Origin of the sequence: Thalassospira australica (assembly GCF_000763295.1) — a bacterium.
Taxonomy (GTDB): Bacteria; Pseudomonadota; Alphaproteobacteria; order Rhodospirillales; family Thalassospiraceae; genus Thalassospira; species Thalassospira australica.
In genome coordinates, this window is sequence record NZ_JRJE01000032.1 from 50,842 (window position 1) to 69,080 (window position 18,239).

At 54.4% G+C, this 18,239-nt stretch carries 19 protein-coding genes and 1 other RNA gene; 10 read left to right on the forward strand and 10 right to left on the reverse strand.

What is annotated here, in order from left to right; translation table 11 throughout:
- The first annotated feature begins 180 nt into the window (after window positions 1-180).
- The 3 genes from JF44_RS0116315 to dapE all read left to right on the forward strand — a co-directional run bounded on the left by JF44_RS0116315 (window position 181) and on the right by dapE (window position 3,295).
- Window positions 181-876: a pyrimidine 5'-nucleotidase gene (locus tag JF44_RS0116315; RefSeq protein ID WP_033070588.1), complete on the forward strand. Its 696-nt coding sequence runs from the start codon at window positions 181-183 to the stop codon at window positions 874-876.
- Window positions 877-1,147: 271 nt separating this feature from the next.
- Window positions 1,148-1,993, forward strand: a complete 846-nt coding sequence (gene dapD / locus JF44_RS0116320; RefSeq protein WP_033070068.1) for a 2,3,4,5-tetrahydropyridine-2,6-dicarboxylate N-succinyltransferase — start codon at window positions 1,148-1,150, stop codon at window positions 1,991-1,993.
- A gap of 162 nt (window positions 1,994-2,155) precedes the next feature.
- Window positions 2,156-3,295, forward strand: coding sequence for a succinyl-diaminopimelate desuccinylase (gene dapE / locus JF44_RS0116325; protein ID WP_033070069.1), 1,140 nt, complete (start codon window positions 2,156-2,158; stop codon window positions 3,293-3,295).
- Here the strand turns inward: dapE and JF44_RS0116330 are convergent, their stop codons facing one another.
- Window positions 3,296-3,970, reverse strand: coding sequence for a TetR/AcrR family transcriptional regulator (locus JF44_RS0116330; protein ID WP_033070589.1), 675 nt, complete (start codon window positions 3,968-3,970; stop codon window positions 3,296-3,298).
- 176 nt (window positions 3,971-4,146) lie between these two features.
- On the opposite strand from JF44_RS0116330, the gene JF44_RS0116335 reads away from it, so the two are divergent.
- Window positions 4,147-4,815, forward strand: coding sequence for a glutathione S-transferase family protein (locus tag JF44_RS0116335; RefSeq protein WP_033070070.1), 669 nt, complete (start codon window positions 4,147-4,149; stop codon window positions 4,813-4,815).
- Window positions 4,816-4,955: 140 nt separating this feature from the next.
- Here JF44_RS0116335 and JF44_RS0116340 read toward each other — a convergent pair whose 3' ends face one another.
- A complete protein-coding gene (locus tag JF44_RS0116340) occupies window positions 4,956-5,564 on the reverse strand; it encodes a glutathione S-transferase family protein (RefSeq protein ID WP_033070071.1) in 609 nt (202 codons plus the stop codon).
- Window positions 5,565-5,721: 157 nt separating this feature from the next.
- Here JF44_RS0116340 and JF44_RS0116345 point away from each other — a divergent pair, with 157 nt between their 5' ends.
- Both JF44_RS0116345 and JF44_RS0116350 read left to right on the forward strand, forming a co-directional pair.
- Window positions 5,722-6,600, forward strand: a complete 879-nt coding sequence (locus tag JF44_RS0116345) for a LysR family transcriptional regulator (RefSeq protein ID WP_033070072.1) — start codon at window positions 5,722-5,724, stop codon at window positions 6,598-6,600.
- A 59-nt stretch (window positions 6,601-6,659) separates the two neighbouring features.
- Entirely contained in the window at window positions 6,660-7,028 is a 369-nt protein-coding gene (locus JF44_RS0116350; RefSeq protein WP_033070590.1) for a DUF1636 family protein, read from the forward strand.
- Window positions 7,029-7,082: 54 nt separating this feature from the next.
- Here JF44_RS0116350 and JF44_RS0116355 read toward each other — a convergent pair whose 3' ends face one another.
- A complete protein-coding gene (locus JF44_RS0116355) occupies window positions 7,083-7,883 on the reverse strand; it encodes a transporter substrate-binding domain-containing protein (protein ID WP_162181419.1) in 801 nt (266 codons plus the stop codon).
- 77 nt (window positions 7,884-7,960) lie between these two features.
- Window positions 7,961-8,887, reverse strand: a complete 927-nt coding sequence (gene nudC, locus JF44_RS0116360) for an NAD(+) diphosphatase (RefSeq protein ID WP_033070074.1) — start codon at window positions 8,885-8,887, stop codon at window positions 7,961-7,963.
- Window positions 8,888-9,077: 190 nt separating this feature from the next.
- Between nudC and ffs the strand changes: the two genes are divergently transcribed.
- The 4 genes from ffs (at window position 9,078) to recR (ending at window position 12,284) form a co-directional block, all read left to right on the forward strand.
- An RNA gene (gene ffs, locus JF44_RS20215) (signal recognition particle sRNA small type) lies at window positions 9,078-9,172 on the forward strand.
- A 158-nt stretch (window positions 9,173-9,330) separates the two neighbouring features.
- Window positions 9,331-11,250 (forward strand): DNA polymerase III subunit gamma/tau, encoded by a 1,920-nt coding sequence (locus JF44_RS0116365; RefSeq protein ID WP_033070075.1) that lies wholly within the window; start codon window positions 9,331-9,333, stop codon window positions 11,248-11,250.
- A complete protein-coding gene (locus JF44_RS0116370; RefSeq protein WP_033070076.1) occupies window positions 11,247-11,570 on the forward strand; it encodes a YbaB/EbfC family nucleoid-associated protein in 324 nt (107 codons plus the stop codon). Before JF44_RS0116365 ends, JF44_RS0116370 begins: the two co-directional genes overlap by 4 nt.
- Before the next feature lie 120 nt (window positions 11,571-11,690).
- The gene (gene recR / locus JF44_RS0116375; RefSeq protein WP_033070591.1) at window positions 11,691-12,284 is read left to right on the forward strand and encodes a recombination mediator RecR; all 594 of its coding nucleotides are present in this window, start codon (window positions 11,691-11,693) and stop codon (window positions 12,282-12,284) included.
- Window positions 12,285-12,467: 183 nt separating this feature from the next.
- Here recR and aroQ read toward each other — a convergent pair whose 3' ends face one another.
- From aroQ to JF44_RS0116405, 6 genes are all read right to left on the reverse strand, one after another.
- Window positions 12,468-12,914, reverse strand: a complete 447-nt coding sequence (gene aroQ / locus JF44_RS0116380; protein ID WP_033070077.1) for a type II 3-dehydroquinate dehydratase — start codon at window positions 12,912-12,914, stop codon at window positions 12,468-12,470.
- A 56-nt stretch (window positions 12,915-12,970) separates the two neighbouring features.
- Window positions 12,971-14,848, reverse strand: coding sequence for a bifunctional sugar phosphate isomerase/epimerase/4-hydroxyphenylpyruvate dioxygenase family protein (locus tag JF44_RS0116385; protein WP_033070078.1), 1,878 nt, complete (start codon window positions 14,846-14,848; stop codon window positions 12,971-12,973).
- A gap of 84 nt (window positions 14,849-14,932) precedes the next feature.
- On the reverse strand, window positions 14,933-15,589 hold the full coding sequence (locus JF44_RS0116390) for a GntR family transcriptional regulator (RefSeq protein WP_033070079.1): 657 nt from the start codon (window positions 15,587-15,589) through the stop codon (window positions 14,933-14,935).
- Window positions 15,590-15,599: 10 nt separating this feature from the next.
- Window positions 15,600-16,448 (reverse strand): shikimate dehydrogenase family protein, encoded by an 849-nt coding sequence (locus JF44_RS0116395; protein ID WP_033070080.1) that lies wholly within the window; start codon window positions 16,446-16,448, stop codon window positions 15,600-15,602.
- Window positions 16,449-16,459: 11 nt separating this feature from the next.
- The gene (locus JF44_RS0116400) at window positions 16,460-17,728 is read right to left on the reverse strand and encodes a TRAP transporter large permease (RefSeq protein ID WP_033070081.1); all 1,269 of its coding nucleotides are present in this window, start codon (window positions 17,726-17,728) and stop codon (window positions 16,460-16,462) included.
- Complete coding sequence (locus tag JF44_RS0116405) at window positions 17,725-18,210, reverse strand: TRAP transporter small permease (protein WP_033070082.1); 486 nt, start codon at window positions 18,208-18,210, stop codon at window positions 17,725-17,727. The genes JF44_RS0116400 and JF44_RS0116405 overlap by 4 nt, the downstream gene beginning before the upstream one ends.
- Between the last annotated feature and the right edge of the window lie 29 nt (window positions 18,211-18,239).

An 18,239-nucleotide genomic window follows, 5' to 3' on the forward strand; every position in this document is an offset into this window, starting at 1 on the left:
GATTTTCGCAGGCCCCGGTGCTGCTTGGGCCTGCCGATCTGACCGCTTGCATTCTTGGGTGATCCTCATGGTTTGCAAGTCCGTATGGATCGCTTACAAAGGTCATCTGAAAATCACATCTGGCACATATCATTTGGCAACATTGCCCGTTCTGCTAAGCCCGCCCCGAAAGGCCCGACCATGATCAACGCCCCAAAGCCCAAAGCCGCACTGCCCCGTGTTGATGATCAAAGCGTTCTGATCTTTGATCTCGACAACACGCTTTATCCGGCGGCATGCAACCTGTTTTCGCAGGTTTCTGACTTGATCGGGAAATATGTGCGCGATGCGCTCAGTCTTGAAGCGGATGAAGCCTATCGGGTGCAAAAGGACTATTTCCACCGCTATGGCACGACGTTGCGCGGGCTTATGACCGAACATGAAGTTGACCCGGCCGATTATCTGGCCAAGGTGCACGACATTGATGTCTCCGTCGTGTCACCGGCACCGGATTTGGCGACCGCCCTTGATGATCTGCCCGGCCGCAAACTGATTTTCACCAATGCATCGCGCGGTCATGCCGAACGTGTCATGGACAGACTGGGCATTGCCGATCGGTTTGAAACCATCTTTGACATCGTTGATGCCAATTACATCCCCAAGCCGGAACAGGAACCCTATGACCTGCTGCTTGCCCGCGATGGCATTGATCCGGCACGGGCAGTCTATTTCGAAGACATGGCCAAAAACCTGCTGCCTGCCAAAGAAATGGGCATGACCACCGTTTGGGTGGATACCGATGTCGAATGGGCGCAAAATGGCCGCGACGACCCGCGTATCGACCATCACACCAATGATATCGTTGGGTTTTTGCGCAATCTTTCGCGCACGTCGTAATCATGACGACGGTGAAGTCAGTGGCGCCGTAACAATCCGCCGGTGCAAAATGTGTGGCCAGGATGATTTGTCATGGTTCCAGGATTGAGCTTATCGGTGTGATCGGCTATGTCTATCGCGCCCCAGAACGGGATAGACGGGCAAAAAGGGATCAGGAACGGAGACCTGCCTGAAACAGGCGTTTCTACGTAAACTGGCGGAGTTGACTTGCGCGCGCGCATTGACCATTCTCCGCCAACGAAATTTTGGCTGACCGCAAGGACCCTCGAAAATGAACAAATCTGAGCTTGAAGGCGTGATCAACGTCGCTTGGGAAAACCGCGACGAGATCAACTCCGGCACACAGGGCGAAATCCGCAAGGCTGTTGAACAGGCGTTGAACGCCATGGATTCCGGCGAACTGCGCGTTGCCGAAAAAACCGGCGGCAAATGGGTCGTCAATCAGTGGGCCAAAAAGGCGGTTCTGCTGTCTTTCCGTCTCAATGACATGACCACCATCACTGGCGGTCCGGGCGAAAACACCAACTGGTGGGACAAAGTCCCGTCGAAATTTGAAGGTTGGGGCGAAGCCGAGTTCAAATCTGCCGGTTTCCGCGCAGTGCCAGGCAGCATCGTGCGCCGTTCGGCCTATGTCGCACCGGGCACCGTTTTGATGCCGTCCTTTGTCAACCTTGGCGCCTATGTTGATACCGGTGTCATGGTCGATACTTGGGCAACTGTTGGATCCTGTGCGCAGATCGGCAAGAACGTTCACCTTTCAGGTGGTGCGGGCATTGGTGGCGTGCTTGAGCCGCTTCAGGCCGGCCCGGTCATCATCGAAGACAATGCCTTCATCGGCGCACGTTCGGAAATCGTCGAAGGTGTGATCGTCGAAGAAGGTGCGGTTATTTCGATGGGTGTCTTCATCGGCGCATCGACCAAAATCATCGACCGCACCACCGGCGAGACCTTTGTCGGTCGCGTTCCGGCATATTCGGTCGTCGTTCCGGGCAGCATTCCAGGCAAGCCGCTTCCGGATGGCACCCCGGGGCCGAGCCTGTATTGCGCGGTCATCATCAAGCGTGTTGATGAAAAGACCCGTTCGAAAACCTCGATCAACGAACTTCTGCGCGACTGATTTTCAGCCCGCGAAGCGATTATGATATCTGATATAAGGGGCGAAACGGATGGCTGTTTCGCCCCTTAATGCATATTTGTTCCTGATATGTTTCATGTGAAACATAAAATATAGGTTCAAATTCCTATATTCGTCTAACACCCAAAGACCAAGAGAGTGCCAATGTCCACCGCCCTTGAACTTGCACAATCCCTGATCCGCTGCCCGTCGGTAACCCCGGCAGATGAAGGCGCGCTTGATGTTTTGCAAAAGGCGCTTGAGGCACGGGGCTTTGTCTGCACGCGCAAGGTTTTTGACGGTGATGGCAGTGATGCCATTGATAACCTTTATGCCAAGCTTGGCAGCAAGGGCCGCAATTTCTGTTTTGCCGGCCATACCGATGTTGTACCCGCCGGTGACAGTGCGGCGTGGACGGTCGATCCGTTTGGCGGCGAAGTCAAAGACGGTCGCCTGTTTGGCCGGGGTGCTGTGGATATGAAAACCGGCATTGCCTGCTTTGTCGGCGGCGTGGATGCCTTTTTGGCCGCCAACCCGGATTTCGATGAAACAATCAGCTTTTTGATCACCGGCGATGAAGAAGCAGACGCGATCAATGGCACGGTGAAACTGGTCGAATGGTGCGATCAGCAGGGCGAAAAACTTGATGCCTGTCTGGTGGGGGAACCGACCAACCCGAAATATCTGGGCCAGATGATGAAAGTCGGCCGTCGCGGATCGATCACCGGCTGGCTGACGGTGTATGGCTCACAAGGCCATGTTGCCTATCCGCATCTGGCCGACAACCCGGTCCCGCGTATGATCAAGACGCTTGATGTTTTAAATTCCCGCGAACTCGATCAGGGCACCGATCATTTCCAGCCCAGCAACCTTGAAATCACCACGGTTGATGCCGGAAATACCGCAACCAACGTTGTTCCCGCCAAGGTCAGTGCGGCGTTTAACATCCGTTTCAATGACCAGCACACCGGTAGCGATCTTAAAAAATGGATCGAGGATGTCTGTGCCGAACATGCCGGTGCCCATGACCTTAAGGTCAAGATTTCCGGCGAGGCCTTTTTGTCCAACCCCGGCAAACTCGCGGGCCTGATTGCCGATGCATCGGAAAAAGTCACCGGTCATCGCCCGGAAATGAGCACCACCGGCGGGACATCGGACGCGCGCTTTATCCAGAAATACACCGAAGTGGCCGAATTCGGTCTGGTCGGGCAAAGCATGCATAAGGTCGATGAGCACGCCATGGTCGATGACATCGAAAACCTAGTAAAAATCTATGCCGAAGTCCTGTCAGGGTTTTACGACTGATCAGCTGATTTTTTCCTGATCACGCTCAGTCCGCTTTGCGCGGCTGTTCACGATCTTGTTGCGCGTATGATCCAAAATGGTGTCGGCTGTTTCGCCATCCACCGCCCGACTCAGTACGACAGCACCGACCATCATTGCCAGCATGGCAGTTGATTCTTCTTCATATTCCGGCGGCACATTGCGCGCCGTGTCGACAGCATCAAGATTGATGCCCGGATCGACACCGGGCACCTGGTCTTCCTTGGCCAACTTCCAGGCAAGCATGTCTGATGCCTGACGGATCACGCGGGAAAAGGCAGTACGCGCCTCATTACCGGATCGCGAAACTTCGGTCGAAAGCGTTGGCAAGGCACAGCCCATTTCCGGGTTTTCGATATGCAGGCGCGACAAATACAATTCAGCAAACGACGTCACCCAATCATTGCCGCGCATCTCTGCCTTGCGCAATTTCGCCAAAACCGGTGATGTCACAAGCGACATGCCGCTTTCGACACAGGCGACAAACAGGTCTTCCTTGTTTCTGAAATGGGTATAGAACCCGCCGCGCGTCAGCCCGGCTGCGGCCATCACCTGATCAATCGTGACATTTTCAAAGCCGTTCTTTTTAAACAGGGCCACTGCGGCATTGATGATGCGAATGCGGGTCTTGGGTTTATGTGTCGGCGCATAGGGCATTTCAAATTCCACCACGTAATCGGATGACTGGATTGGGCGACAGACCCAACATGACACATCCCGACAATATGTTCTTGAACATATTATGAGGTCAGCAATCCTGTTGGCAAGTTTGGTGGTCAGCACTGTTTACAAACGACCCCCTACCCACAGCAGGAACAACAAAGGACCGTGCCATGTCTTCGTTGACCATCATCGGAATGCCGCGCAGCAACTTGACGCGCAGTGTCCGCATTGTCTGTCTTGAAAAGGAAGTACCTTTTGAATTCAGCAGCAAAAACGTGCAGACCCCGGGTCAGCCTCCCACGCGGGCTGTTGTGCAAATCAATCCGTTTGGCAAGGTGCCAATACTGGTCGATGGCACCTTTGTTCTGTTTGAAACAGCAGCCATTTGCCGCTACATCGATGACAAGTTTTCTGGTCCGTTGTTGCGTCCGGTTCGCGCCGACAAACTTGCACGCATGAACCAATGGATCAGTCTGGCGATGACCCGGCTTGATCAGAACATCATCCGGAACTTTGTGATCCCGATGGTATTTGCCGACAGCCAAAAACGTCATGATCCCGCCTTCGTAACCCAGATGAACCAGATTGCCGATGTCATCCGTCATGACCTGACGGTTCTTGATGCCGCCTATGGCGATGGCTGGATTTGCGGGCAACGGTTTACCATCCCCGACATGCTGATCATGCCGATGCTGCATTACCTGCATGCCATGCCCGGCGGGCCGGAAATGCTGGCAGATGTGCCCAATGTCAATGATGCCTTTCAGCGCTTCAAAGCCAGAAGTTCAGCCATACAAACCGATCCAATCTTGCCCGAAAAACTTCAGAAATCGGCATAAGAGCCATTTAACCGCCGCCCTGACGTTTCCCTTAATCACGTCAGGGCACTTCAGCCACCACGGGCAGGGGTCAGATTCCCCTATCCCCCACCATGAAAATGGCGGAACTCCTGTTTGTGGTGGCTGCTTTTTTAACTGGTTTAAGGGGTCCAGGTAATTGGCACATATCCCGGAAGGGCGGTAAATCGATCAAGCCAGGCACGAATGCCGGGATAGGGTGCGAGACTGATTTTTCCAAGTTCCGCCCGATGGGTATAGGCATAAAGCGCGATGTCCGCGATTGATAGGGCCTCCCCCACCAGCCAGTCATGACCTGACAATCGTTTTTCCATCAGATCAAGCGCACGCTTGGCCCCGACCTGTTTCATCGGTTCGAGAATATCGCCATGTTCGGGCAGGCCTTTGAAGTCATACCAGGAAATCAGAACCGCGACGTTGGGTTCATGATCATATTGTTCAAAGAACAACCAGCCCATCATTTCTGCACGCGCAAAGGCATCGGTGGGAATGAAACGGGTTCCCTCGCCCAGATAGGTCAGAATGGCGTTGCTTTCGGTCAGAACACGCCCGTCATCCAGCACAAGGGCCGGAATTTTGCCATTTGGATTGACCTTTTCAAGGTATTCCGGCGTGCGGGTTTCACCCTTCATGATGTCGCGTTCGACATACTCAAAAGGCGTTCCCATCATCGAAAGCAGCAAACGGACTTTATAGCCGTTCCCCGACATCAAATAGTCGTTCAAAATCATCGTAAAATTCCCTGTGGCACATGCGTTAAAAACATTCGCGTTTCAGCATTGGCCGGCCGGGTTTGATATTTGCCGCTGGAACACTGTCAAACAATCGAATAGTTTTGACCTGATTGTTCAACTTTATTGATCATAAATTCTGATCAAAGGAGCCAAAATGGATTCCGACCTGTTAAGAAGCTTTGTCGCCTTTGCCGAATGCGGTAGCTTTAACCGCGCAGCAGACCGGATCGGACGCACGCCATCGGCCTTTTCGATGCAGATGAAGCGGCTTGAAGAGCTGGTGGATCAAAAGCTGTTTGAACGCGATGGCCGCAATGTTTTGCTGACCCACGACGGGATTACCTTTGTTGGTTATGCGCGGCGTATCCTTAGCCTGACGGACGAGGCCATGGGCAAAATGCGCGCACAAGGGACGACACGCCCGATTCGCATCGGCTGCCCGGATGACTATGCCCAGAAAATTTTACCTGTGGTACTGCGTGCCATTCAAAGCACCCTTCCCGATGCCAAATTCTTTATTTCGGTCAATCCGACCATCATTCTTCAACGCCAGCTTGATCACGGGGAGCTTGATATATCCCTTGTCAGTCGATCGGCCACGGGTGAGGAAGGCTATTTCCTGCGCCATGAGCCGGGCGTCTGGGTGACATCTCCGGTTCATAACCAACACAGGCGTGATCCAATGCCACTGGTTCTGCCGGCTGAAGATTGCAAATTCCATGCATGGGCAATTGACGCCATTTCGAAATCCGATCGGCCGTTCACTTTGGTTGCCACCACCCGACAGGCCGCATCGCTTTTGCATCTGGTGCGCGACGGGCTTGGTGTTGCCGCATTGGCGGCTGCAAGTGTCACCGATGAATTTCAGATCCTTGACGGGCGCGATGGCTTTCCCCCACTTCCGGCAGTTGGTGTTGCCCTGATGGTCAAGGAAGACTCGCACCCGTTGGTATCGCGCCAACTGGCAGGTCACATTCAGGATTTTGTCAGCCAGCACCTTGATGATGACTTGACCCAACGGGCCGCAAGCTGATTGGATGCGCGCCCCGCATATCGCACATGCATCCCACAGCCCCAACAAAGATTGATCCCATGACCACCAAGTCCCGCCTGAACATTTGCATCACCTGCACGGCATCAAACGCCGATGGCCAAACCGATCCGCGTCACGGCAAGAAGCTGTTCGAACAGATGCAGGAAATCTGTACCACGCGTGATCTGCCCTTTGAGCTGCACCCTGCCGAATGCCTGACCAATTGCAAATCAGGATGTTCCATCGCACTCAGTGGGGCGGGGAAATGGGGCTATGTTTATGGCAATGTCGACCCCGAGAGCATGGTCGATGACCTTTGTGAACTGGCATCGAAATATGCCGATAGTGAAAGCGGGATTGTCGCATGGCGCGAACGGCCTGACAGCCTGCGCCGCAATGTCATCGCCCGGATTCCGCCGCTGGATTGAACGCGATAAAGCGCCCGGCCCCTGTGGGATCATGACCAAGATCAGGATCAGGGCCTAGTTTAATACCCCATCATGAAGCTGTTGCCAAAGGCGCGCGATCTCGCCGGTTTCATGCAACTGACCAATCAAGTCATTATACTGATCAAGGGCAATGGGCGCATCTTTGCCAAGCACCGACACCAGGTCATAGGTCGCGTCGGGCGCATCAGCAATTGCCAGACGGCTTTGCAACCCGGGATGTTTGGCATATTCGCTTGCGAGGAAGCCAACAGACACAATGCCGATCGGGGCTTCACGCGCCAGCACCCCTTCCAGCACTTCTTTTTCGTTATAGCGCAACAGCACATCGAAGTTGTCGCGCAGATATTGCGGATCCGCGTTGTATTGGGCAAATCCGTAATGGAACCCAAGCACGCACAACATCTGGCTATCGGTCACATTTGCAAATAACCTCGGCACGTCGGGGTGGGTATCAAGAGCAACATACAAATCGCTTTCTGTGACGATGGGGTCGGAAAACGTGACATCAAAATCCCCCCAATCCCATCGCTCGCTTTCAAGCAAAATCAGATCGACGGTCGCATCGGTCACATCCTGATAGCGCCGCCGCGACGATGTCTCGACCAGTTCGAATTTATAATCGTCCTGCAAATCGTTCAGACGCTGAATCAGGACCGGCACGATCCCGCCCGGTTTCCCGTCTTCGTAATAATAGACGACACCATATTCATATGCGCCCACTTTGACGGTAACCGCACCTTGTGCCTTGGCCCCCGTCATCCCCCAAACCAGCACACTGATGCCAACAATCACAGGCATCAGAACCGCATCACGAATGAACCGAATTGTGGTCACAACTCTATCCTGCATCTCGTACTTAACGGACGATTACAACGCCGATTTTTCATCGGCTTACAATTTCCTTACCTTAACTATATGCGTCCTGCGCACCAGTTTTCCAGAAGGTAGCGCGCAATTGAAATCGGGCGCGGCAGATTAATCCCCTTTGCCGGAAGGTTTGCGACCTCGTCGCGATGCACCCACATTGCAAACTCGATTTCATCATCATCGGGGGTCAGTTCGGTGGTTTCCGCCTCTGCGACAAACCCCAGCATCAAGGACCCTGGAAACGGCCAGGGTTGAGATGCAACATATTGTGCGCGTTTGATTTTCACCCCGACTTCTTCATGCACTTCGCGCGCAACCGCCTGTTCCAGGGTTTCACCGGGTTCAACGAATCCAGCCAGAACCGACACCATACCGGGCAAAAATTGTGGGGACCGCGCCAGCAACACATGGTCCTGATGATGGATCAACATGATCACGGCCGGGTCGGTGCGCGGGAAATGGGGCTTACCACATTTCGGGTTGGTGCATTGCAGGCGATAGCCCGCCTCTGCCACTGCATTTGGGTGCCCGCAGGCCCCGCAGAACCGATGCCCGCGATGCCAATGAAAAATCGCACGCGCTTGTGCGGCAAGACCGGCCTCGTCAATCGAAAGACAGGCCATGCGCGTGCGCATATCCCCAAACCCGCCGCCAAGCTTGCGCACAGCGTCTTCGCGGTCTTTGACCACCACGGCGATATCAACCGCAATCACCGGCCCGTTTGCATCGCGACCAAGATAAATCCATTCCCCGCCATGCAGATCGACATCAAGGTGGGGCACGGCTGGCGCACCAAGTACCACCAGTTCATGCGCGTCCATATCTTCGGGAAAGGCAAACAACGGATCACCCGCATGACAAATCAGGATCCGCAACGACTCCTCGGCCAAGAGAACCTGTTGCCAGTCATCGCGCTTGCGCAAAACCGCGTCGCGATCAAGATCAACGGACTCATAAAATAGCCTGTGCATAGTCGTTATTTTCCCAAAATTCTGATGCGGTAAATATCGGACAACCCCATGAGGTAGACGATATTTCCTGTGGTGACGGAGGGTGACATTAACGCGCACGCGGGCCCGTCAAAAGCAACGATTGCTTGAACACAGAAAAAATCCCAGCCAACGCTTGCGTTTTAACGCGCCTTGCGCGATATAGGGGGCGAGAGGCTGGCAGTGGACGGACCGCTCGCCAACCCGGTCAGGACCGGAAGGTAGCAGCCGTAACGAGTTTTTCCGGGTCGCTGTTCAGTCTCTCACCCTTCATTATTTCCCGAACATTTCATTGGTTTGTACCCTGCCCGGCACGTAATCGGACATGTGGTTTATTTGTGTGGGAAATTTCCCACTTGGCCTTTCCCATATGGATGGGAAACTGCTAAAACCAGACAAGATTAAAAACATTCCGGACCGGATGAATGAGCGATCAGATCGAGACCGCCAGCCAAGACACGCCCGAAGGTGACGCAACTGCCGCCCCTGCGCCAGACGCCGCACCGGCGGATGCGCCAGCAGTGCCCGCGCAAACCGATGCCGACGCCGACGAACCCAAAAGCGAATATCAGGTTCTTGCGCGGAAATACCGCCCGAAAAGCTTTGATGAGCTGATCGGCCACGGGCCGATGGTCAAGACGCTGTCAAACGCGCTTGAAAGTGGCCGCTTGGCGCATGCCTTTATCCTGACCGGTGTGCGCGGGATTGGTAAAACCACCACGGCCCGTATCATTGCCCGTGCGCTGAACTGTATTGGTGCAGACGGCAACGGTGGTGCCACGATTGAGCCGTGCGGTGTGTGCGAACATTGCCGGGCCATTGCCGAAGACCGCCATGTTGATGTTCTGGAAATGGATGCCGCGTCGCGTACCGGGGTTGATGACATTCGCGAACTGATCGAAGGCGTGCGTTATCGCCCGACATCCGCGCGCTACAAGATCTACATCATCGATGAAGTGCACATGCTGTCGAAAAGTGCTTTCAACGCGCTGCTCAAGACGCTTGAAGAGCCGCCAGAGCATGTGAAATTCATCTTTGCCACCACCGAAATCCGCAAAATCCCGATCACGGTTCTGTCGCGCTGTCAGCGCTTTGACCTGCGTCGTGTGCAGACCGACGAACTTGCCGCCCACTACACCCGGATTGCCGGGCTGGAAAAGGCCGAGATCGAAGAAGAAGCCGTCACCCTGATTGCGCGGGCCGCCGATGGATCGGTGCGCGATGGCATGAGCCTGCTTGATCAAGCGATTTCGCATGGCGCGGGCAAAGTCACCACGCAGCAGGTGCGTGATATGCTTGGCCTTTCGGATCGGTCGCGCATTTTCGATCTGTTTGATTTCACCATGAAGGGCGAAATCAACGAGGCGCTTGAATTGCTCGGCGCGCAATATGCCCTTGGCGGTGATCCGCCGGTGATGCTGCAGGATATGCTCGATCTGACCCATTGGCTGACGCGTGTGAAGCTGTCACCCGATGCCGCCAATGATCCGGGTGTTTCGCAAATTGAACGCGAACGCGGCAAGGAAATTGCCGCCAAGCTTGCCATGCCGCAATTGACCCGTGCCTGGCAAATGCTGCTTAAGGGCCTTGAAGAAACCCGCATTGCGCCATCGCCGATTCAGGCGGCTGAAATGATTCTGATCCGCCTGGCCTATGCGGCAGAAATGCCGCCACCGGGTGATTTGATCAAAAAACTGCGTCAGGACATGAACAATGCCGGGGGCGGCAATGCCCCGCAAGGCGGTGGGAATGGCGGCGGCGGAAATGCTGGGGGCCCCGGCCCGCGCATGCAGGTGGTCAATGGCGGTGGTGGCCGTGGTGCAGCGGCCGTTGCGCAATCGCGCCCGGATCCGCTTGGCGAACCCGAACAGGTCGCACAACCTGTTTACGCCAAAATGCCCGAAAGCTTCGCCGAGGTTGCCGACCTTCTTGCCAAGGACCGCGAAACCACCGGTCTTGCCATGCAGGTCAAAAATTATATGCACCTTGTGAAATTCGAACCGGGCCGAATTGAATTCCGCCCGGCACGTGGTGCCAGCTCCGATCTTTCGACCAAACTGATCAAGGCGTTGAACGGGCTGACCGGCAAGCGCTGGCTGGTCAGTGTGTCCGAACGTGAAGAAGGGGCACCGACGCTAAAGGAACAGGAACTTGAAGACCTTGAACAGCGCAAGGCAGATGCCTCGCAAGACCCGCTGGTCAGGGCCATTCTTGATGGTTTACCCAAAGCCAAAATCGTTGCCGTCCATCTGCCACCCGGTCAGGAAAACCCTGAGGGGGAAGAAGACGACAGCGGTTCAGTATATGACGATGCGTTTTATCTCGAAGGAGACGACGAGCTATGAAGAACCTTGCAGGGATGCTCAAACAGGCCCAGCAGATGCAGTCCAAAATGCAGGAAATGCAGGAAGGTCTGGTTGAACTCGAAATCGAAGGCCAGTCCGGTGCGGGCATGGTCAAGGTGATGCTAAATGGCAAAGGCGAAATGCGCGGCCTTTCGCTTGATAAAAGCATTGTCGACCCCGAAGACACCGAAGTCCTCGAAGACCTGATCGTCGCTGCCTATAACGACGCCAAGGTCAAGGTCGAGGCCGCAGTTCAGGACAAGATGAAGGACGTTACCGGCGGCATGAACCTGCCAGAAGGCTTCAAACTGCCGTTCTGAGCCCGCATCAAACGCCAAACAAATTTCGCACCATACATGTGCGCGACAAAGGGTGGCATTGCGCCGCCCTTTGTTTTTGATACAAGCTATCAGAACGCTCAAACCAAACACGGGGTCTCCATGACCGGACGGGAAATTGAAAATCTGATCAAGCTGCTGTCACGCCTGCCGGGTCTGGGGCCACGGTCGGCACGGCGTGCGGTGTTGCAGATGCTGAAAAAACCCGAAACCCTGATGATCCCGTTGGCCGATTCATTACATGAAACCGCAAGGGCCATGACCAACTGCGCCAATTGCGGCAACATCGATGTGACCGACCCCTGCCACATCTGTGCCAACCCCAACCGTGGGTCTGATATCATCTGCGTGGTCGAAGAAGTTCAGGACCTTTGGGCGCTTGAACGCGGCGCGTCGTTCAAGGGGCAATATCATGTTCTGGGCGGCACCCTTTCGCCGCTTGATGGCATTGGACCGGATGACCTTAAAATCGATCAATTGGTCAATCGCGTGCGCAATGATGGCGTGGCTGAGGTCATCCTTGCCACCAACGCCACGGTCGATGGTCAGACGACCGCGCATTACATCACCGAACGGCTGATGGAAACCGGCGTCAAGGTCACCCGCCTTGCCCATGGTGTGCCGGTTGGCGGGGAGCTTGATTACCTTGATGATGGCACGCTGGCCGCAGCTTTGCGGTCGCGCAGTTCCGTCTAACGCCCCAAAATAGGCCGTCATTCCGGGCGAAGCGCAGCGCAGACCCGGAATCCATATGCGCTGACGCAAAATGGATCCCCGCTTTCGCAGGAATGACGATATTTGTTTGTGTCGTGATTATTCAAACCATTTTTGCGCTGAAATTTTTGCCAATCTACAATAACGATCCTAAAACTAAGGCGATCAATCCGCCTTGATTTTTTCAGCTGCCAGACGGGTTGCCAGTTCATAGCCATAGGCCCCGGCCCCTGCCATCACCGCATCTGCGACCGAACTGATCCAACTGACATGGCGGAATTCTTCGCGCGCATGCGGGTTGGAAATATGCAGTTCGATGATATAGCCATCAAAGGTTTTAAGCGCATCGTGGATTGCGATGGATGTGTGGGTATAAGCCCCGGCATTGATGATGATCGCGGCTGACTTTTCACGGGCTTCGTGGATCAGATCAATGATCGCACCTTCGTGGTTGGACTGCCCGAAGCGCACCGAAACACCAAGTTCCCTGGCCAGTTCAGCGCATTTGTCCTCGATCGATGCCAGCGTGTCATGCCCATAGATTTCCGGCTGACGCTGCCCAAGCAGGTTCAGGTTCGGTCCGTTAATGACAAGAATTTCCTGCACGCTCATATTTTTATTCCCCCTCAAGGCTGTCATAGATCAACACCCTGCTGCATGCCATCTGGTTAGTTGGCAACTTCAGTGCGACGGTTCATCCGCGTCTGGGATGCAAGACGAATCGGCGCATTTGCCGCCCCGAACCCACGATACGCGCGACGCTCCACCAATTCAAAGAAGAATCGGTTGGCGAAAGTCCGCGTATAGGCCTGATAATATTCACCTTCATCATCACGATCATAGAGAATATTACTCGCACGCAGCTTATCAAGCAGTTCAGGTGCCAGACCAAAGCGCGCTTCGATGTCGTCATAATAATTTTCCGGAATCGGCAAAATTTCGACCCCGTGAGCTGTGCAATATTCCACAGATGCAAAGATATCATCGCTTGAAAATGCCAGATGCTGAACCCCACTGCCAAAGAACTCGTTGAGGAACTGGGAATGCTGGGTATGCGGGCTTTGCGACCCATTAAGGATCAACCGCACCGCGTCACTTTGCACCACCTGACTTTGCACAAGCCCGCCCGGATCGGGGATATCAAGGGTCGGCATCTTGCCCAGATCAAAAATCGAGGTGAAATACAAAAGCCAAGTCAGCATTTCCTCATACTGCATGGAGTATGAAACGTGATCGACACTGCGAAGCTTTGCCGAGCCTGAATCTGCATGCGCGTCCGTGGCGTGTTCAAATTCAACATCCCAGATGCGCGACAGTTCGCTGTGATCATCAAGGAAATAGACCAAACTGCCGCCAACACCGCGAATGGCAGGCATTTCAATTTCACCCTTGCCCACCGCCTGACTGAATGGGGCCGCCAAAAGCGATTGCGCCCGATCCATGGTTGCCTTGGCATCCCTGACCTTAAGCCCGACCGCACAGACCGACGGACCATGCACGATGTTATAGGAATGGGCAAAGCCATCCTTGTCGCAATTGATCACAAGGTTGATGTTACCCTGTTTCCACCAAGTCACAGCCTTGGATTTGTGACTGCCACGCTTTTCAAAACCAAGCCCGGCAAACAGGGTTGAAAGCTTTTCGGCGGTTTCTTCTTCAACCGCGAATTCGACAAAGCAGACTTCCTGCGCATGGGCCTTGGGCGGCAGCACCTTGGCGTTTTCACCTACTTTGACACCATCAACACCGTCCCCCAGATAAATCAGGGACCGCAGCCCATCCTTGGCAACGCTTTTGGTCGAGCTTGATCGGAACTGATCGTTGAAAATCTCAAGCGAGAGCGGCCCGTCATAGCCAGTCTGGGCAAGGTTACGCATGAATTCATCCAGCGGGAAGTCCCCCTGCCCGGGAAAGCAGCGGAAATGACGGCTCCAGGACAAGGCATCCATTTCAAGCGTCGGGGCATCTGCCACCTGAACCAGAAAAATCTTATCACCCGGAATAGATGAAATCGCATCCAGCGGCACCTTGCGCGCCATTATGTGGAAAGTATCGAGTACCAAACCGACATTCGGGTGATTGGCACGGCGCACCACTTCCCAGCTATCGCGATAGTCGCTGATATGCTTGCCCCATGACAGAGCTTCGAATGCGACGCGCAGCCCGCGTTTGGCTGCACGGTCGCCAAGCTCCGCCAGATCTTTGGCCGCACGACCAAGCCCGCCAAGAGATTGTGGTGATACGTTTGAACACACCATCAAAAGATCGGTGCCAAGTTCTTCCATCAGGTCAAACTTGCGCTCAGCCCGTTCAAAAACGCGAGTGCGCTGGGGTTCCGGCATGCCTTCAAAGTCTCGGAACGGCTGAAAGGTCACAAGTTTCAGGCCAAGTTCACGGATCGTCTTGCCAACGTCGGCGGGTGACCCGTCAAAAGACAGAAGATCGTTTTCAAAAATCTCCACCCCGTCAAAGCCGGCAGCGGCAATGGCGTCGAGTTTTTCCTGAAGATCGCCCGACAGTGAAACTGTGGCAATTGAGGTCAGCATTTTATCCCTCCGGGATGCGTGTGGGGCACCGGCGCACTCACAGAAGGAGGCTGCGTTTCGCGGGTTCAAACACCTGCACGCAGATCAATGCTGTGAACGCCGCCGATACGTTTCGATATGGTCGGTCAGTTTTTCAATCGCGCCATCCATGTCCCGTGCCAGAGACAGATCACAGATTTCACGATGTTCATCGATGATTTCCTGTGCGCGGAAACCATGCGTTTTCAGTTCAATCACCACATAGCGGCGGAACTGATCAAAAATCTCGCGGTGGAGGCGCATATGCAGATTCGACCCGCAGGCCGAAATCAGCGCCTGATGAAATTCGCGGTCATATTGGCTCCAAAGCACCGTCAATTCGCGGCTGTCTTTGCCCAGCATCTGCTTTTCAACCGCCGAAAGCTTGTGATGGGCAGCAGCCACACGAGCTTCCCATTCCACATCCCCATGTTTGATCGAGGCCGCAAGACCATCGCGTTCCAGCAAAAGCCGCATCGCTGTCAATTCCATGAAATTGGAAGGCGATGTTTCAACAACGCGAAACCCCTTCTGACCTTCGACAAAGACGAAGCCAGATGCGACAAGGCGGTTGAGCACCTCGCGCAGCGTGTTGACGCCGACGTTATAACGTTCGCGGAGCGCCTCAAGCTTAAGCTTCACGCCCGGTTGCAATTCGCCATACAGAATGTCATCGCGAATTTCGTTATAGACCGTCTCGGCAACTGTGCTGCTGGTACTCATGTCTCGTCCCCTAGCCTGTCAATGCCCCGGGATAGGCATTGAAGTATTCGTCCCGTGCAGCGTCAGCATCGATTTCTGCTCCGCTGAAAACCTCGAATGCTTCAATACCCTGAAAGAAGAAGAGTTCAAAGCCGGTCATGACTTCAATTCCCGATTTCACAGCAGATCGCAGGAATGCGGTTTCAACCGGTGTGTAAACAGCATCAAACGCCCATTTCTGCCCGCCAAACAGTTTGGTATCGAACGGACAACCGGGATACTGGTTCATGCCAATCGGCGTGCAATTGATCAGCCCATCCGCACCGCGCACCGCGTCCGTCAGGTCATCTTCACCGACAAAGACCGCATTTGCATCGGCTCTCACTAGAGTTGCCACCAGTTCTTTACCACGGACAGGATCCTTGTCATGGATCAGGATTTTATCTACCCCAAGGCCGCGCAGGCCAAAGGCGGTCGCAAGACCAACACCACCTGCACCAAGCTGTAACACCTCACCCGGATTTGCATCGCCAAATTGCTGGCGATAGCCGCGCATGAAACCGACAAAGTCAGTATTGTCCCCCCGCCAGCCGTCTTTACGAAAGACAACCGTATTAACCGATCCAAGTGCCCCGGGCAGGCGTTTGCGCGGGGTAATCAGTGTCCGCGCACTGGTTTTATAGGGATGGGTGACATTGACCCCGGCATAGCCGGTTTGCGCACAGGCGGTAAGTTGTTTGATCAGATCAAAATCCCTGATCTGATCGCTATCAAGGTAGTCGTACGTGACATCCATACCGCACATACGGCCCAGCAACACGTGCAGTCGTGCCGACTGGCTGCGCGAAATGCCTTTACCAATAAGACCGAGTTTCAACATGGACAGGTATCCTAAAATCCAAACATTTCGGGCAGGAACGTAACGATGCCCGGAACAAAGGTGATGATCAGCAACACCAGAAGTTCGACAATAAAGAACGGCATGATGGCCCGGATCATGCGTGCCATCCCGACACCGGCGACCGCATCCGCAACAAACAGACAAAGCCCCATTGGCGGCGTGATCAGGCCGATCATCAGGTTAAAGATGACAATGATGCCAAAGTGGGTAGGATCGATGCCAAGACTGATCGCAATCGGATGCAGGATCGGTACGAGAACCAGCATCGCGGCAATGCCTTCAAGAGCAAGCCCGACTGCAAGCAACATGATGTTGATCAGGATCAGGAACATGGCCGGGCTATCGACATAGCCCAGAACAAATTGGCTGACCGCCTGTGGGATACCGGCAAATGTCATAAACCAGTTGGCCGCAGCCACCGTTCCCATAATGATCAGAATACTTGAAGAATCACGCATCGCACCAGAAAAGATACCCGGCAGTTCCGCCGGTTTCAGTTCCCGGAAAACAAACAACCCGACGATCAGCGCATAGAACACCGCAAAGCTTGCTGCCTCGGTCGGGGTAACGATCCCCGCGAGGATCGAGCCAATGACAAAGACCGGCATGAACAGCGGAATCAGACCATTCCACACCGCCTTGAGCTTTTCGACCATATTCATGCGTGCACGCGGTTTGGCGTAATCCTTTACAAAGAAGCGCACATAGACCGACAGCGCCACAGCCAACAGAACACCGGGCACAATTCCCGCCAGAAACAAGGCTGGCACCGACACATTGGTCGTGATCAGGGCATAGATGATCACCGGAATGCTGGGCGGAATGATCGGCCCGATCACCGAGGACGCCGCCGTCAGGGCCGCAGCGAAATCACGCGGGTAGCCTTCTTTTTCCATCGACGGAATAAAGATACGGCCAATGGCGGATGTATCGGCCACCGCCGATCCGGAAAGACCGGCAAAGATCACCGATGACCAGATATTAACCTGTGCCAGACCGGCCCGGGCATGGCCGACAAGTGCATTGGCCAGATTGATCACGCGTGACGTGATCCCACTAGCATTCATCAACTCACCGGCGAGTACGAACAGTGGAATGGCCAGAATGGTAAAACTGTCCAGCCCGGCAAAAATACGCTGGGGCAGCAGATCAATGCCAAACGTTCCCGTCCCGATATAGGCCACAATGGCCAGAGCAATCGCAAAGGCAACAGGTGCGCCAATCGCTAGCAGAACAAGAAGGGTTACACCGGTAATCATGCGTCTTCACCCTCTCCAAGGCCTGCCATAAAGAAAGAAATGATGCGCAGGACGGCTGCAATGACCAGACACCCACCACCAATCATGATGGCGATCTGCGCCCAAAACATCTCGATCCCGAGCCCGGAAGCGACAATGCCCCCGCGTTTGGTCGCAAAAATTAGCCCCGCATGAACCAGAATTCCGCCCAGAACCAGCGTTGCCGCATCAACCAGAATGGCAATCCGACGGCGCAGATGCGCGGAGACGGTATCAATCACAATGCTAAAGGTGATCTGGGTTCCCTGCAGATAGGCATAGGCCACACCGAACATGCAGCCATAAATCATCGCGTATTTCGCGACTTCTTCGCTCCATTGCAGCGGGGAAGAAAACAGATAGCGGCTGATACTGCCGGCAAAAACAACACCAAAGACAACGAGGATACTCATCCCCGACAGTCCGGCGAGCAAACGCTTAAACGCATTCTCGGTGCGTTGCATGGGGTTCCCCCGGATCACTGAAGTTTCTG